The following is a 14,596-nucleotide window of genomic DNA, read 5'->3' as shown; positions in this document are numbered from 1 at the left end:
TCATTGTCTCACGGGTCAGCGACCCGGACAGGTTCAAGGGAGAACTGTCATGACCCATGCCGCCCGACTGTCGCCGACCCCCTCGGCGGGGGTGACCGGCCCACGCGCCCGTCGCCGGAACCTCGCGGTGAGGACGGTCGCCGTCTCGGCCGCGGTGGCGATCACGTTGTCCGCCTGCAGCTCTCGTACCCCTGCGGCCACCGGCGGTGGAGCCACCGGCGCCTCCTCCGGGGGTGCGGCATCGTCGGCGGCCGGCACCGCGGGCGGCCCGGCCAAGCTGGCCCTGGTCGCCGGCGGCCCGAACGTGTTCTTCGACCCGTGGGGCGAGAGTGCGACGACGGCCAAGTCCGAGTTCGGCATCCCGACGGTGGACTACGTCGTGCCGCCCACCCAGACCTTCGAGACCGCCGTCCAGATCACCACTCTGAACGGCCTGGTCTCCCAGGGGTACAACGGTCTCGCGGTGTTCCCGGACGGTGCCGAGGCCATCCGACCCACCTACCAGCGCATCGCCGACAGCGGCACGAAGATCGTCGACATCACCGGGTGCTCCAAGCAGCCCACCGCAGCACTGTTCTGCGTGGCCACCGACGTGGAGAAGGCGGCCTACGAGCAGGCCAAGCTGGTCATCGAGAAGATGGGCGGCAAGGGCAATCTGGTGTTCCTGGCCGGTGAGCCGACCGACCCCAACACCATCCAGCGCGAGGACGGCATCAACACCGCCATCGGCGAGACCAACGGCGCCGTCACGCTGCTGCAGGTCGTGGCGGGCATCGACAGCCCGTCCGCGGCCACCCCGGCCATCCAGAGCCTGCTGGCCGGCAAGGCCGACCAGATCGACGGCATCGTCTCCACCTCCTACTACCCGTCCGTCGCCGGGGCCGAGATCTGGCAGAACAACCCGCAGTACCAGCGCATCGTCTTCGCCGCGGCCGACAACTCGCCGCAGGTCATGGACGCCATCCAGTCCGGCGCGATCTACGGCTCGATGTTCCAGGACCCGCTGGGCCAGGGCATCATCTCGGCGGACATGCTGAACCAGATGATCACCCAGGGCTGCACCGTCAACGACAGCGGGCCCTGGACCAAGACCAGCCTGACCGACAAGCTCCTGGCCACCGGATTCACCTTCGTGGACAGCAGCAACGTCGCGGACTTCGTCGGCAAGAACTACGGGCTGCCGGAGGAGACCAAGAAGGTCCAGGACACCATCCCCCAGTTCCTGAACTGCCCCTGAGCATGGCCGACACCGACAACGCCGTGGTCACGGCGTCCGGCACGGCGGACGCCGTCGACCCGGCCTCCCGGCGCGCGTCCCTGCGGGGCGCGGCCGGGGCCACCCGGATCCTCACGCTCCTCGCCCTCACCGTGCTGGCCGGCGTCGTGTTCAGCCTGCTGGGGCAGGGGTTCCTGTCCGACTTCACGCTCTACGCGCTCGGCCAGGCCGTGGCCGTCAGTGCCCTGGTCGGGCTGGCCCAGGCCGCCCTGCTGGTGCTCGGCCGGATCAACCTGGCCGTCGGCGGTGTCGGCGTCGTCGTCTCGGCCACCATCGGCGTCCTGGACAACAACAGCGGTATCCCCCTGCTGTGGATCGTGGTCATCGCGCTGGTGGTCGGCGCGGTCACCGGGGCACTGATGGCGGTCGTCGAGATCTATTCCAGGCTCAACAGTTTCGTGGTCACCCTGGCCTTCCTCTCGGTGTACCAGGGCGGTGTCCTGCTCATCACCCAGGCCGCGCACTACCCGATCACGATCCCGGAGCTGCTGTCGCTGGGCACCGACCAGATCGGCTTCTCCTGGTTGTCGCCCATGCTCGTGGTGGCGGTGGCCGTGTGCGCGGTGCTGTGGGTGTTCTACTTCCGCACCGTCGCCGGCTGGCGCGCCCAGGCCGTCGGTGCCAACGAGCGCGCCGCAGCGGCATCGGGGATCAACGTGCGCCGGGCCGTCGTGCTGGGGTACGTCATCTCCGGTCTGCTGTCCGCGGTCGCCGCCGTCCTGGTGTGCGCCCAGCTGGCCGACGCGGCCCCCACCACCGGGGGCGACTGGCTGCTGCTGTCCTTCGTCGGCCCGCTGCTGGCCGGGGTCCTGCTGACCGGCGGCACCATCTCGGTCTGGGGCATCCTCGTCGGCGGTCTGTTCTACGCCAGCATCTTCTCCGGTTTCGCCGTGCTCAACGTGCCCACCTACTGGCTGACCCTGCTCCAGGCCGCCGTCCTGCTGCTGGCTCTCGTGCTCGGCCAGACCTCGCTCGTCCGGCGCCCGCGCCGATCCGTTCCCGGAGGGCCCCGATGAGACGCGCAGCGGACCTGCCGTGGCTGCCCCTGCTCGCGGTGACCCTGCTGGGCAGCATCGTGCTGTCCTTCCGGGTCGACCAGTTCCTCACCAGCTACAACATCTTCGTCATCCTGCAGGGGGCCGCCACCTACGCGGTCATCGGGTTCGCCGCCATGGTGGTGCTGGTCGTCCGCGACATCAGCCTGGCCGTCGGCGGGATCGGTGCGGTCAGCGGTGTGCTGTTCGGCTGGTTGGTGGCCGATCAGGGCATGCCGGTCGTCCCGGCCGCGATCATCGCCCTCGTGGGCGGCGCCGTGGCCGGACTCGCCAACGGGCTGCTCATCACCCGGACCAAGCTCAACGGCTTCATCGTCACCCTGGCCACCGGCGCCCTGCTGACCGGTCTGGCCATCGGGGCGACCAAGTCGGCCGCGTTCGCCGGGATCCCCCGCTCCTGGACGGCGTTCGGGCAGGGCCGGATCTGGTTCTTCCCGCTGATCGGCCTGGTGACCGCCGCGGTCGCCGCCGCCCTGTTCGTCCTCTACCGCAGCACCCGGCCGGGCCGGGCCATGCTGACCGCCGGCGGCAACCCGGAGGCGGCCCTCCTGGTCGGCATCGACAACAGCCGCCAGGTCGTCCTCGCCCACGTGCTGTCCGGTGTGCTCGCCGCGATCGCCGCCCTGCTCACCATCGGGCGGATCGGTTCCGCCCCGCCGGATCTGGGCACCGACTGGGTCCTGATCTCCTTCGCCGTGCCGATCATCGGGGGCACGGCGTTGGCCGGCGGCGTGCTGTCGGTGGGCGGTGCCCTGGTCGCCGCCCTGGTCCTGGCCATCATCGACAACGCGCTGGTGCTGCTGTCCGTCAGCCCCTACGGCATCGTCCTGGCCCAGGGCCTGCTCATCCTGGTCGCGATCCTGCTGGGCAACCTCAGCCGGATCGTCCGCCGACGTCCACGACTGCAAGGGGCGACATGAGTCTGAAGCTGTCCGGGATCGAGAAGACGTTCAACGGGATCCCGGCCCTGGTCGACGTCGACATCGAGCTGCTGCCCGGCCAGGTGCACGCCCTGCTGGGCGAGAACGGGGCCGGCAAGAGCACCCTGATCAAGATCATGAGCGGGGTGCACCAACCCACCTCCGGGACCATCACCCTGGACGGTGAGCCGGTGCGCTTCACCGGTCCGCTGGACGCCGTGGAACGCGGCATCAGCGTGGTGCACCAGGAGCGCAACCTGGCGCCGGACCTGTCCGTGGCCGAGAACGTCTTCCTCAACCGGCTCCCGCACCGGTTCGGCCTGGTCGACCGCCGCAAGCTGACCGCGGACGCCGAGTACTGGCTCGACCTGGTCGGTCTGCACGTCGACCTCCGCCAGCCGGCCGGGCGCCTGAGCCCCGGACAGGGCCAGCTCCTCGAGGTCGCCCGCGCCCTGGCCCGGGAGAGCAGGATCCTGCTGCTCGACGAGCCGACCGCGTCCATCGGCAAGGACGAGGTCGCCCGGCTCTTCGAGCTGGTCCGCACCCTGCGGGAGAACGGGACCGCCCTGCTGTTCGTCAGCCACAAGCTCGACGAGGTCTTCGAGATCGGCGACCGCATCACCGTGATCCGGGACGGCCGGGACGTCATCGAGGGCGCCCCCCTCGCCGAGGTCGGCCACGACGGGCTCATCGAGGCCATGGTGGGTCGCGAGTTCGTGCAGACCGAGTTCCCGTCTCGGCCCCCGCATGGCGAGGTGGCCCTGGAACTGCGCGGGGTGAGCACCGCGTTCGGTCACCGCGACGTCGACCTGACGGTGCGTCGCGGTGAGATCGTCGGCCTGTACGGGCTCGTCGGCGCCGGCCGGACCGAGCTGGCCCGCAGCATCGTCGGGCTGGACCCCGTCCTGGGCGGGCAGGTGTCGGTGGACGGGCAGGCCACCCGCATCCGCACCCCGGGACAGGCCCTGGCCCGGCACCGGATGGCCTACGTCAGCGAGGACCGCAAGGGCGAGGGACTCATCCTCAGCGAGAGCATCGCCCGCAACGCGGGTATCGCCATCTGGGGCGCCCTGGCCGCACCGGGTGGCTTCATCTCCAGCGGCCGCACCCGCCCGGCCGTCCAGCCCCCGCTGGAGACCATGAACGTCAAGATGCGGTCGTCGGGCCAGCCCGTCTCGGACCTCAGTGGCGGCAACCAGCAGAAGGTCAGTCTGGCCAAGTGGATCGCGGCCGACGTCGACATCCTGATCGTCGACGAACCCACGGTCGGCATCGACGTGGGCGCCAAGGACGAGATCCACCACCTGCTGTGGCGGATGGCGGCGGAGGGCAAGGCGATCCTGCTCATCTCCAGCGACATGCGCGAGATCGTCCAGCTGTCCGACCGGGTGCTCGTCATGGCCTCCGGTGATCTGTGCGCGGACCTGCCGAACACCGGCGCCTACGACGACATGAGCCAGCAGGTCATGGGTCTCATCGTCCGGCACGACCGCTCGGGAGCCTCGAGCGCTGCCTCGGCCTGACCCGGGCGCCACCCGGGTACGGCTTCCCCCGCCCGCCGTCCTCGGCGGGCGGGGGAACGCTCAGCGCTGGTCCTCGCGGGTCCCGTCGGTGGCCGGATCGCGCACCGACCCCGCGGACAGGGCCGTGCCCCCCTCGTAGACCCGCCCGTCGGACAACGGCTCCCTCAGGTTCTTCGGGGCGATGACCCGGGCCAGGTGGTAGCCGCCGATGGCCACGATCGAACCCAGGGCGATGCCGGACAGCGAGAACTCCGAGCCGATCTGCCAGGTCACGTTGCCGACGCCGATGATGATGCCGGCGGCGATGGGCACCAGGTTGATCGGATTGCCGAAGTCGACGCCGTTCTCCCGCCAGATCTTGGCGCCCAGCAGGCCGATCATCCCGTAGAGCACCACGGTGATACCGCCCAGCACCCCACCCGGGGTCGCGTTGACGATGGCGCCGAACTTGGGCACCAGGCCGAGCAGGATGGCCACCGCCGCCGCCACGTAGTAGGCCGCCGTGGAGTAGACCCGGGTCGCGGCCATGACGCCGATGTTCTCCGCGTAGGTGGTGGTCGGCGAGCCGCCGACGGCCGAGGCCAGGGCGGTGCCGAAGCCGTCGCCGAACAGCGCCCGACCCATGTACGGGTCCAGGTCGTCACCGGTCATCTCCGCGACAGCACGGACGTGGCCGGTGTTCTCCGCGATCAACGCGATCACCCCGGGCAGGGCGAGCAGGATGAAGTTGAGGTGGAACTCCGGGGCGGAGAAGGTCGGCAGACCGAACCAGTCGGCACCGGCCACCCCGTCGAGGTCGACCCGGAAGTGCGGGGCGGTGTCGCCGGCGCCGGTCGGGAAGACGATCTGCCCGGCCGTGCGGTCCAGGACCCAACTCAGCACGTAGCCGAAGATCAGCGCCAGGAAGATGGCGATGCGCGAGAAGAAGCCGCGGAAGCCGACCGCGGCGACGATGGTGAACAGCATGGTCAGGATGGCCACGCCCGGGTCCTGCGGCCAGTACGTCCCGCCCACCACCGGTGCCAGGTTGAACCCGATGAGCATGACGACGGCCCCGCTGACCACCGGCGGGAGCACCGTGCGCAGCGCGGTCGCCCCGACGAAATGCACCAGCAGACCGACCAGGGCCAGCACCACACCGGCGACCAGGATCGCCCCGGTGACGCCGGCCGAGGTGCCGCCGGACGCGCGGATCGCCGCCACCGCTCCCACGAAGGACGCCGAGGTGCCCAGGTAGGACGGGATCTTCCCCTTGACGATGAGCAGGAACAGGATCGTGCAGACCCCGGACATCATGATCGCCAGGTTCGCGTCGAGCCCCATGAGCAGCGGGAAGACGAACGTCGCCCCGAACATGGCGACCACGTGCTGGGCACCGATGCCGATGGTCTTGGGCCAGGCCAGCCGCTCGTCGGGACGGACCACCGCCCCGGGTTCCAGACCCTTGTCGCCGCCGACCAACTTCCAACCCGCCATCGCGCCCGTTCCCTCCGCCGTCGGCGACCGGGGGCGGCCGCCGCATGGCTGGGCCGGTGGTCCGGCCCGCACCGGGTAGTCCTAGCAGGATCCCGGGCTCCCGGCCCGTGCGACATGGGCACCGGCGCCGGTCGTCACCGGGCCGAAACACGGGGCGGTCGTCGGGACCAGGTCTTGGCAGCAGTCGAATGCAAGCCTAGGCTTTCACAGATGACGTCACCGGCCGACTCCCCGCTCGGGCTGCTCGGTGATCCCAGCCGCCGGGCCGTCTTCGAGTTGCTGGCCCACCGGCCGTCCTCGGTCGGCGAGCTCGCCGATCTGCTGCCCATCACCCGACAGGCCGTGTCCCAGCATCTCTCCGCGCTGCGCGCGGGCGGCCTGGTCAGCGTCACCCCGGACGGGAACCGCCGTGTGTACCGCATCGACCCGGCCGGGATCGACGCCCTGCGCGCTTATCTCGACCGCGTCTGGACCGACGCGCTGACCGGGTTCCAGAAGGTGGCCGACGCCGCCGACCTCCCACCCCAGGAGTAGCCATGACCGCACCCGAGACCCTGCCCGCCCTGCACGGGACGGCGACCGTCGCCCTCCCGGCCGACCGCGCGTTCGCTCTCTTCACCGGGTCGATGGCCCGCTGGTGGCCTGCGAGCCACCACATCGGCGAGTCCGAGATGGCGGACCTGGTGATCGAGCCGCGGGTGGGCGGGCGGTGGTACGAGGTCGGAACCGACGGCGCCGAGTGCGACTGGGGCCACGTGCTGGTCTGGGAACCGCCGGGTCGTCTGGTGCTGACCTGGCAGATCGACGGGCGGTGGACGTACGACCCGGACCGGGCCAGCGAGGTCGAGATCCGCTTCACCCAGGACGCCCCGGAGCAGACCACGGTCACCCTGGAGCACCGCCTGCTGGAGCGGCTGACCGATGGCCGCTCCCTGTCCGACGAGATCAGCGCGGGCGACGGGGGATGGAACGGGGTGCTGGCCCGCTTCGCCGGGTGGACGGCCGGCCGGGCCGACGCCGCGGACCGGACGCCGGCCGCCGGGTGACCGAGGGCCACCCCCCGCAGCCCGTACCGGTGGCCGTCCCCGCGGCGGTGGCCGACCTGATCGCCGGGCCCCCGCGGGTCGGCCGGGTGCTGACCCGGCTGTCCCGGGCGGTGGTGCTGGTGCTCGACGACCACCCGGAGCCGTCCGGCCAGGTGCTGACCCTGCTGGCGCCCGGGGCCTCCGGCACCCCCCACGGGATCCGGGTGCCCGTGGCCGCCGTGCCGGCGATGTTCGCCCACGCGGTGCCCGGTGTGCCGGTGAGTGTCGGCGAGGGTCGGGTCACGCTGCCCGGGATGTCCCTGCGCGCGGCCCGCGCGGTGCCCAGCCGGGTCCCCCCGGGACCGGTGGACCCCGACGCGGTGGCGCTGCTCGCCCGCATCTCCACCCGACGGCCGCCGGGGGCGGGCGGACCGGCCGGGGTCCGCCGGGTGCTGGACGAGGCCGACCCGGCGCCGGCCGTCCTGGAGCTGCTCGGCCTCGGCCCCGGACTCACCCCCGCGGGCGACGACCTGCTGGCCGGGCTGCTCTGCGGGCTGTGGGCGACGGGCCGGACCCTGGAGGCCGAGCGGATCGGCGCGGTGGTCGGAGCACTCGCCCCGGCACGGACCACCGCCCTGTCGGCGGACCTGCTGCACCAGGCCGCCCGCGGGCACGCGGGGGACGCCGTGCTCGCCGTGGTCGCCGCCGTGCGGGCCGCGTCCGGTCCCCGACTCCACGATGCCGTCGCCGCCCTCCTCGACATCGGCCACACCAGTGGGGCCGACCTGCTGGCCGGTCTGGTCGTCGGCCTGTCAGGATCGCCGGAACGGCCGCCGACCCCCGGCCGGCTCTGCCCCCCACAGGACTGCCCCCCACAGGACGGGAAGGACGGCCGATGACCGACCACATCACCCTGCGGCGGGGCGTCTACCACGACTCGGTGACCCTGCTGCGGATCTCCCGGGCCGTGGCCGACACCCCCGGGGTCACGGCGGCGCAGGTGGCCATGGCCACCCCGCTGAACGTCGAACTGGCCGTCCAGCAGGGGTTCTCGGTACCCCCGGCCGGCCCGGACGATCTCTTGGTCGCCGTCCGCGGTGACGACGACGCCGTGCGGGCCGGCCTGGCCGCTCTGCAGGACGCGCTGGCCGCCGCCGACCGCGCGTCCGTGGGTGCCCGCGGCGTGGGTGCCACCCCGGCGCCGCGCACGGTGCGGGCCGCCACCCGGGAGGCCCCGGACGCCGCGATCGTGCTGCTCTCGGTACCCGGAGCGGCGGTGACCGGGGAGGCGATGGACGCCATCGCGGCCGGCCGGCACGTGATGATCTTCTCCGACAACGTCCCGCTCTCCGACGAGATCGCCCTCAAGGACGCCGGTGCCCGCGCCGGGGTGCTGGTGATGGGACCGGACTGCGGCACGGCCGTGATCGGCGGCGTCGGCCTGGGCTTCGCCAACGTGCTGCGCGCCCCGGGATCCGGCGGCACGGCCGTGGGCCTGGTGGCTGCGTCCGGCACCGGGGCGCAGCAGCTGAGCAGCCTGCTCGACGAGGCCGGGGTCGCCGTCTCGCACGTGCTCGGGGTGGGTGGCCGCGATCTGTCCCGGGAGGTCGGCGGGCGCAGCACCCTGGCCGCACTGGCCCTGCTGGACGCCGATCCCGCCACCGGCCACGTCGTCGTGTTGTCCAAGCCGCCGCACCCGGCCGTCGCCGACACCGTCCGGGCCGCCGCCCGTTCCGCCCGGACCCCGGTGAGCACCGTGCTGCTCGGCGAGGGCGGCGACCTCACCACCGCCGCCGAGCAGGTCTGTGCCGCCGTGGGCGTCTCGGTGCCGGACTGGCCGCGTTGGATCCCCGACGGCGCACCCACGCCCGGATCGGTCCGCGGTGTCCTGCGGGGCCTGTTCGCCGGCGGCACCCTGGCCGACGAGGCCATGCTCGTCACCGGACCCGTGCTGGGCGACATCCGTTCCAACATCCCGTTGCGCCCCGCACTCGCCCTGCCCGTCGGCGCCGGGGCCGGCCGCGTGCCCGACCTGGCCGGACTCGGTCACGTCGTGCTCGACCTGGGCGACGACGCCTTCACGGCGGGGCGGCCCCATCCGATGATCGACCCGTCCGTGCGGCTCGGTCAGATCGCCGCGGCCGGTGCCGATCCCGCCGTCGGCGTGCTGCTGGTGGACGTCGTGCTCGGTCACGGCGCCGATCCCGACCCGGCCGGGAGCCTGGCCCCCGCCCTGCGGACCGCCGTCACCGCCCGGGATGCGACACACCCGCTGACCGTGGTCGTCTCGCTGTGCGGAACGGGCGGCGATCCGCAGGACCGGGGCGCCCAGGCGTCCGCCCTGCTCGAGGCCGGGGCCGCCGTGTTCGTGTCCAACGCCGAGGCCGCCCGGTACGCCGCCGGCCTGCTCGCGGCGCCCACCCCTGCCGGCACCCCCTCGGAGGCACCATGACCAGCCCGCGCGACCTGCTGTCCCCGGGCCCGTCGGTCATCACCGCCGGCATCGACCTGCTGGCCCAGGCGTTGCGCGACCAGGCCGTCGAGGTGACCGCGGTCGACTTCCGTCCCCCCACGGTCGATCCCGACGACCTGGCCGGCGGCGCCGGCGATGCGGACGCCGTGCTGGCCGCGCTGGCCACCGTGCTGGCCGACCCACGCCGCGCCGCGGCCACCGCCGAGGCGGCCCGCCGGATGACCGCGGTGCGCGCTCAGCTCGTCGACGTCCTCCCGGCCGGACAGGCGCTCGGGCTGCGCCCCGGTGAGTTCCTGCACGCCGGGCCGCCCATCACCTGGGCACGCGCGTCCGGGCCGATGCGCGGCGCCCTGATCGGGGCCATGCTGCTCGAAGGGCTCGCCGGCGACGCCGACGAGGCCGAGGCGAAACTGGCTGCCGGTGAGGGGATCTCGCTGTCCCCGTGCCATGACCACCACACCGTCGGCCCGATGGCCGGGGTGGTGTCCCCGTCGATGTGGGTGTTCCGGCTCGTCGACCCGGAGTCCGGTGCGGAGGCGTACTGCTCGCTCAACGAGGGGTTGGGCAAGGTGCTGCGTTATGGCGCCTACGCGCCCGAGGTGATCGAGCGGCTGCGGTGGATGTCCCGGGTGCTCGGTCCCGCCCTGGCCGCGGCCGTCCGGACCACCGGCCCCGTCGACATCACCGCCATCGTCGGCCAGATGGTGCAGATGGGCGACGAGGGCCACAACCGCAACCGCGCCGGCACGCTGATGTTCCTCCGGCAGATCCTGCCCGGGCTCGTCACCTCCGGCCTGCTCGCCGACGACATCGCGGAGATCGCCGCCTTTCTCGGCGCCAACGACCACTTCTTCCTCAACCTGGTCATGCCGTGCGGCAAGCTCATGGGTGACGCGGCAGCCGGGGTCCCGGGGGCGACCGTGGTCACCGCGATGTGCCGCAACGGCACCGACTTCGGCATCCGCGTCTCGGGGACCGGCGACCGCTGGTTCACCGGTCCCGCCCGGTACCCGCAGGGCCTGTTCCTGGCCGGCTTCGGACCGGACGACGCCAACCCCGACATCGGCGACTCGGCCATCACCGAGACCATGGGCATCGGCGGCATGGTGATGGCCGGGGCGCCGGCCATCGTCCGACTCGTCGGTGGCAGCGTGCCGGACGCCCTGGCCACCACGGCCCGGATGTACGAGATCACCGAGACCGAGAACCCGGCCTTCGCCCTGCCGATCCTGGAGTTCCGCGGCTCCCCCACCGGCATCGACGTCACCCGGGTGCTGCGGACGGGCATCCTGCCGCAGATCAACACCGGGATGGCCGGCCGGGTGGCCGGCACCGGCCAGGTGGGCGCCGGCCTCGTCACGCCGCCGATGCAGTGCTTCACCGCGGCCGTGCTGGCCCTGGCCGAGCTCGTGCCCCCGGTGCCCGGGACGCCCGGGGCGTGACCGACCGGCGGGGGCCGCTGCTCGACCGGCGGGCGCTGAACCGGGCGCTGCTGGCCCGGCAACTGCTGCTGCCCGGGGCCGGCCCTTCCGGACTGACCGTGCCACAGGCCGTCGAGCACTGCGTGGGACTGCAGGCGCAACTGCCCGACCACCCGCACCTGGGCCTGTTCGCCCGGCGGGAGGCCCTGCGGGCGAGTGGCGGGCCGGAACCGGACCGATCCGTCGACACCCTGATCGCCGGCCGACAGCTGGTCCGGATGGTCGTCATGCGGTCGACCATCCACCTCATCGGCGCGGCGGACGCCGCGACGCTGCGGCCGGTGGTGCAGCCCGCGCTCACCCGCGAACTGAAAAACTGGCGCGCCGACCTCGACGGTCTCGACCTCGCCGCCGTGGCCGCGGCCGGCCGGGCGCTCTGCGCCGAGCGGCCGCGGACCTGGCAGCAACTGGGCGAGGAGCTGGCCCCGGTCTTCGGCCGGGCCGGACACCCGCTGGCCATGGCCGTGCGCAGCGGGGTGCCCCTGGTGCAGATCCCGCCCCGGGGTCTGTGGCGCGTCACGGGGCCGGTGGCCCACGTCCCGGCCGCGGACTGGACGGGCCTGCCGGACGGCACCGATCCGGATCCGATCGCGCTGGTGCGGCGGTACCTGGCCGCCTTCGGCCCGGCCACCGCCGCGGACGTCACCACCTTCACCGGCGTGTCCGGTACGGCCCGCGTGCTCGCCGCCATGCCGGACCTCACGCCGTTCACCGACGACCGCGGCCGACAGCTGTGGGACGTACCCGACGGGCTCCGGCCCGACCCGGACCACCCGGCTCCGGTGCGTCTGCTGCCCGGGTATGACAACACCGTGCTGGCCCATGCCGACCGCACGCGGGTGATCGCCGATGCCGACCGTGCCGCCTTCGGCCGGGATGCGCCGGGCGCCGTGCTGATCGACGGATTCGTCGCCGGGCTGTGGCGCTTCCGGACCGCCCGGGGCACGGAGACCGTGGCGGTGGAGGCGCTGCACCCCTGGACCGGCACCGAGCGGGCCGCGGTGGAACGGGAGGCGTCGGCCGTCCTCGCGTTCTCCACACCGGGCTCGGTGCACGTCGTCGAGATCGACTGAGCCGCGGCAGGATCAGACCGGCTCGAACGCCCAGGTCACGGTGACGCTCGCGGTGACGGACGTGTCGCCGGTGGCCACCGGCATGGGGGACGCGGAGGCCCGGAAAGCCAGGGGAATGGCCCGGTCGCCTCGGGGACCGCCGGACGCACCCTCGTGGACGACCAGGACGCGCCCCAGGGAGCGACCCGCGAGGACGGCGAACTGCTCGGCCTTGGTGCGGGCATCGGCGAACGCCTGCTCGCGGGCCAGTTGGGCCGCGGGTCCCGGGTCCCCCGCGATCAGCGCGATCCCCTCGATGCCGACCCCCTCGCCGGAACGTGTGGCGACGTCGGTGAGCAACTGCTCGATGCCGTGCAGGCTCTGCAGCACCACGACGATCCGCTGGCCGGCGGAGTACCCCAGGATGACCTCCTGCCCGTTCCGGTAGTCCTTGCGCGGACCGAGGGTGAGGTCCTGGGTCCGCACGGACCGGGAATCGACACCGCCGTCGGACAGCACCTGCAGCAGGCTGCGGACGGACAGCGAGGCCGACCGGAAGGCCTCCCCGGCGTCCGGGCGCACGACGTCCACACTCAGGTTCACCCGCACCTGGTCGACGGGGGTGGCCGCCTCGCCGGTCCCGGTCATGGTGATGCCCTCGGCAATGTGCCCTGCGCTGCCCGCTCCCGGTGTGCTCATCGGGTCAGTGTGCCCGGTGGGCACCGTCGAGGGTCGGCGATCAGCGGGAGCAGAGCCGGCTCTGGGCCGCGACACAGCTTCGCGCGGCACGGTCGGTCCGTTCGTCCCCCCGGCGCCCGCCGCGGGCGGACCGACGGCATCCGACCGAGGAGTCCCGCCCGTGCCTGCCCACGCCCTGCCGACCGATCACGCCAACGCCACCCCTGCACCGCCCGGACGACCAGCCGCCCCGGGTCGCCGCGGCCCACGGCGGGTGGCCGTCCTGGCGGCGGTGGCCGTCGTCCTGGTGGCCGCGTTCGGACTGCGGTGGCTGTTCCGGGATCAGGTCAACAGCGACCTGACGGTGTTCGTCCGCCCCTGGTACGCCCGGGTGTCCACCGGCGGGTTCGCCGCGCTGACCGGGGAGTACGCGAACTACAACCCGCCCTATCTGTATCTGCTGAGCCTGGTCAGCCGCCTGGGTCTCCCCGATCTGATCGCCATCAAGCTGCTGTCCGGGTTGTTCGACGTGCTGCTCGCCGCCTTCGCGGGCCTGCTGGTCGGTCTGGTCCGACCCCGCAGCTGGTGGCCGGTGGCCGCCTTCACCGTGGTGATGTTCGCCCCGACCGTCGTGGTGAACTCCGCCGTCTGGGGCCAGTGCGACGCGATCTACGCCTCGTTCTGCCTGGGCAGCCTGTATCTGGCCCTGCGAGGCCGGCCGTGGTGGGCGGCGGTCCTGTTCGGAGTGGCCTTCTCGTTCAAGCTGCAGGCCGTGTTCTTCCTGCCGGCCCTGGGCATGGTGCTCATCCTGACCCGACAGAAGGTCTATGCCCTGGCCGCCTCCGTCGTCACCTTCGCGGCGCTGCTCGTCCCGGCGTGGCTGGCCGGGCGGGGATGGAGCAGCCTGCTGTCGGTCTACCCCACGCAGATCAGCGGGGGCGGCACGGGCGGGGCGGGGACGGCCGGGGGCATGCGTTCCGGCGGCATGGGCACCGGCGGCACCGGCCCACTGACCGGCGGAGCTGGGACGGGCGGCACGGGCACCGGCAACACCGGGACCCCGCCGACCGGCGGCGGCGCCCGGAACCCCGGGGGCACGGGCGGGTTCGGCGGTGGCGGGACCACCACCGCCTCCGGGACGGGCGGGCTGAGCAAGAACGCGCCCACCGTCTTCCAGTGGCTGGGCTCCTCCAGCGCCGAGAAGTACCTCGGGCTCGCCGCGGCGGCTCTCCTCGCCGCCGGCCTGGGCCTGCTGGCGTGGGTGCGCCGGGCGCGGATCGACCTGGCCGGCATGCTCCTGCTCAGCACGGCCATCGTCATCGCGGTGCCGTTCCTGCTGCCCGAGATGCACGAGCGGTACTTCTACCTGGCCGATGTGCTCAGCATCGTCGCGGCGTTCACGGTTGGCCGCCGGACGGGGTGGATGATCACCGCCGCGGTCCTGGTGACCGTCGCCTCGCTCGGCAGCTATGCGCCGTTCCTGCTGGGCAGCACGGTCGTGCCGCTGGGGGTGTTGTCGCTGGGCATGCTCGCTGCCGGGGCCATCACCGTGGCGGTGCTGGTGGAACGGCTGGGTCGGCAGGAGGCCGCGACGGCCTGCACGGACCCGGCCGTCGCCGCCTGACCCCGGGTGGTCG

At 73.1% G+C, this 14,596-nt stretch carries 13 protein-coding genes; 11 read left to right on the top strand and 2 right to left on the bottom strand.

Annotated features, from left to right (window positions below; genetic code table 11):
* Positions 1-49 precede the first annotated feature (49 nt).
* Genes J2S58_RS12340 through J2S58_RS12325 form a run of 4 tightly spaced genes read left to right on the top strand, consistent with a single transcriptional unit; the run spans position 50 to position 4,774 of the window.
* The gene (locus J2S58_RS12340) at positions 50-1,237 is read left to right on the top strand and encodes a substrate-binding domain-containing protein (RefSeq protein ID WP_205256829.1); all 1,188 of its coding nucleotides are present in this window, start codon (positions 50-52) and stop codon (positions 1,235-1,237) included.
* 2 nt (positions 1,238-1,239) lie between these two features.
* A complete protein-coding gene (locus tag J2S58_RS12335) occupies positions 1,240-2,292 on the top strand; it encodes an ABC transporter permease (protein WP_205256830.1) in 1,053 nt (350 codons plus the stop codon).
* Positions 2,289-3,251 carry an ABC transporter permease gene (locus J2S58_RS12330; RefSeq protein WP_205256831.1) on the top strand — a complete coding sequence of 321 codons (963 nt, stop codon included), beginning with the start codon at positions 2,289-2,291 and terminating at the stop codon, positions 3,249-3,251. The genes J2S58_RS12335 and J2S58_RS12330 overlap by 4 nt, the downstream gene beginning before the upstream one ends.
* Complete coding sequence (locus J2S58_RS12325; RefSeq protein WP_205256832.1) at positions 3,248-4,774, top strand: sugar ABC transporter ATP-binding protein; 1,527 nt, start codon at positions 3,248-3,250, stop codon at positions 4,772-4,774. The genes J2S58_RS12330 and J2S58_RS12325 overlap by 4 nt, the downstream gene beginning before the upstream one ends.
* Before the next feature lie 60 nt (positions 4,775-4,834).
* Here the strand turns inward: J2S58_RS12325 and J2S58_RS12320 are convergent, their stop codons facing one another.
* Positions 4,835-6,250 (bottom strand): uracil-xanthine permease family protein, encoded by a 1,416-nt coding sequence (locus J2S58_RS12320; RefSeq protein WP_205256833.1) that lies wholly within the window; start codon positions 6,248-6,250, stop codon positions 4,835-4,837.
* 210 nt (positions 6,251-6,460) lie between these two features.
* Here J2S58_RS12320 and J2S58_RS12315 point away from each other — a divergent pair, with 210 nt between their 5' ends.
* The 6 genes from J2S58_RS12315 to J2S58_RS12290 are packed head-to-tail and all read left to right on the top strand — an operon-like array spanning position 6,461 to position 12,302.
* Entirely contained in the window at positions 6,461-6,784 is a 324-nt protein-coding gene (locus J2S58_RS12315; RefSeq protein ID WP_205256834.1) for an ArsR/SmtB family transcription factor, read from the top strand.
* 2 nt (positions 6,785-6,786) lie between these two features.
* Entirely contained in the window at positions 6,787-7,296 is a 510-nt protein-coding gene (locus tag J2S58_RS12310) for an SRPBCC family protein (RefSeq protein ID WP_205256835.1), read from the top strand.
* A 29-nt stretch (positions 7,297-7,325) separates the two neighbouring features.
* Positions 7,326-8,174 (top strand): oxamate carbamoyltransferase subunit AllH family protein, encoded by an 849-nt coding sequence (locus tag J2S58_RS12305; RefSeq protein ID WP_205256836.1) that lies wholly within the window; start codon positions 7,326-7,328, stop codon positions 8,172-8,174.
* Positions 8,171-9,727, top strand: coding sequence for a hypothetical protein (locus J2S58_RS12300; protein WP_205256837.1), 1,557 nt, complete (start codon positions 8,171-8,173; stop codon positions 9,725-9,727). Before J2S58_RS12305 ends, J2S58_RS12300 begins: the two co-directional genes overlap by 4 nt.
* Positions 9,724-11,190 (top strand): YlbE family protein, encoded by a 1,467-nt coding sequence (locus J2S58_RS12295; protein ID WP_205256838.1) that lies wholly within the window; start codon positions 9,724-9,726, stop codon positions 11,188-11,190. Before J2S58_RS12300 ends, J2S58_RS12295 begins: the two co-directional genes overlap by 4 nt.
* Positions 11,187-12,302: a winged helix DNA-binding domain-containing protein gene (locus J2S58_RS12290; protein ID WP_205256839.1), complete on the top strand. Its 1,116-nt coding sequence runs from the start codon at positions 11,187-11,189 to the stop codon at positions 12,300-12,302. The genes J2S58_RS12295 and J2S58_RS12290 overlap by 4 nt, the downstream gene beginning before the upstream one ends.
* A 12-nt stretch (positions 12,303-12,314) precedes the next feature.
* On the opposite strand, the gene J2S58_RS12285 is transcribed toward J2S58_RS12290, so the two are convergent.
* Positions 12,315-12,980 (bottom strand): SIMPL domain-containing protein, encoded by a 666-nt coding sequence (locus J2S58_RS12285; protein WP_205256840.1) that lies wholly within the window; start codon positions 12,978-12,980, stop codon positions 12,315-12,317.
* A 160-nt stretch (positions 12,981-13,140) separates the two neighbouring features.
* Between J2S58_RS12285 and J2S58_RS12280 the strand changes: the two genes are divergently transcribed.
* The gene (locus J2S58_RS12280) at positions 13,141-14,583 is read left to right on the top strand and encodes a glycosyltransferase 87 family protein (RefSeq protein WP_205256841.1); all 1,443 of its coding nucleotides are present in this window, start codon (positions 13,141-13,143) and stop codon (positions 14,581-14,583) included.
* Positions 14,584-14,596 lie beyond the last annotated feature (13 nt).

This window comes from Nakamurella flavida (genome assembly GCF_030811475.1).
GTDB lineage: Bacteria > Actinomycetota > Actinomycetes > Mycobacteriales > Nakamurellaceae > Nakamurella > Nakamurella flavida.
This window is presented reverse-complemented; position numbering and strand designations above follow the sequence as displayed.

What these genes read in the sequence shown, in the direction of transcription:
- J2S58_RS12340 (WP_205256829.1), top strand. Translation starts at nt 50, where the DNA reads ATGACCCATGCCGCCCGACTGTCGCCGACCCCCTCGGCGGGGGTGACC.
- J2S58_RS12335 (WP_205256830.1), top strand. Translation starts at nt 1,240, where the DNA reads ATGGCCGACACCGACAACGCCGTGGTCACGGCGTCCGGCACGGCGGAC.
- J2S58_RS12330 (WP_205256831.1), top strand. Translation starts at nt 2,289, where the DNA reads ATGAGACGCGCAGCGGACCTGCCGTGGCTGCCCCTGCTCGCGGTGACC.
- J2S58_RS12325 (WP_205256832.1), top strand. Translation starts at nt 3,248, where the DNA reads ATGAGTCTGAAGCTGTCCGGGATCGAGAAGACGTTCAACGGGATCCCG.
- J2S58_RS12320 (WP_205256833.1), bottom strand. Translation starts at nt 6,250, where the DNA reads ATGGCGGGTTGGAAGTTGGTCGGCGGCGACAAGGGTCTGGAACCCGGG.
- J2S58_RS12315 (WP_205256834.1), top strand. Translation starts at nt 6,461, where the DNA reads ATGACGTCACCGGCCGACTCCCCGCTCGGGCTGCTCGGTGATCCCAGC.
- J2S58_RS12310 (WP_205256835.1), top strand. Translation starts at nt 6,787, where the DNA reads ATGACCGCACCCGAGACCCTGCCCGCCCTGCACGGGACGGCGACCGTC.
- J2S58_RS12300 (WP_205256837.1), top strand. Translation starts at nt 8,171, where the DNA reads ATGACCGACCACATCACCCTGCGGCGGGGCGTCTACCACGACTCGGTG.
- J2S58_RS12295 (WP_205256838.1), top strand. Translation starts at nt 9,724, where the DNA reads ATGACCAGCCCGCGCGACCTGCTGTCCCCGGGCCCGTCGGTCATCACC.
- J2S58_RS12285 (WP_205256840.1), bottom strand. Translation starts at nt 12,980, where the DNA reads ATGAGCACACCGGGAGCGGGCAGCGCAGGGCACATTGCCGAGGGCATC.